Origin of the sequence: Bradyrhizobium sp. 23 (assembly GCF_023073295.1) — a bacterium.
GTDB classification, from domain to species: Bacteria; Pseudomonadota; Alphaproteobacteria; order Rhizobiales; family Xanthobacteraceae; genus Bradyrhizobium; species Bradyrhizobium canariense_D.
Window position 1 is genome coordinate 1 of the sequence record NZ_JADPJF010000060.1, and the last position, 611, is coordinate 611.

General features: G+C 59.9%; 1 protein-coding gene. It reads left to right on the plus strand.

Annotation, left to right across the window (positions count from 1 at the left end):
• Positions 1 to 42: 42 nt before the first annotated feature.
• A partial coding sequence (locus IVB32_RS14875; protein ID WP_247410653.1) for an FAD-dependent monooxygenase occupies positions 43 to 611 on the plus strand: 569 nt, incomplete at its 3' end.

Consider the following 611-nt stretch of genomic DNA (forward strand, 5'->3'; position numbering starts at 1 on the left):
ATCGAAGGCGCTGCTCTGATTGGCGCCGACGGCTTGCGGTCCGTGATCCGTTCTCAAATGCATCCGCAGGATCAGCCGCGTCTGCTGGGCTATGTGGCGCACCGGACCATTGTTCCGATCAAATCGGTTCCCGACATTGTTCGATGCGACGAAGTCGTCCTATGGGTCGGTCCGGCCTTTCATATCATCTACTATCCGCTGCGGAATGGCACCGAGCTCAACATCGTCGCGGTGTTCAAGACGGATACCTACGCCCAGAAGAACGATCCCGTAGCCCACAAGGCCGAGCTCCAGAAAACCTACAAGGATACGCATCCGGAGATGCAGGTGGTCCTGGGATTGATGGATCTGTCCAGGCGCTGGCCACTTGCCGACCGCAATCCCATCCGGCAATGGGCCAGAGGTCGCGTCACGCTGCTTGGCGATTCCGCGCACGCGACCTTGCAGTCGCTCGCGCAAGGTGCCGGCCTGGCGATCGAGGACGCCGTCTATCTCGCCGCACTGCTCGAAGTGACAGGCGGTGACGTAATCACTGCATTTCAGCGATTTCAGCACGACCGCGTCATTCGGACTTCAAGGGTTCAGCTCGAATCCCGCGCGCTCTGGGACAT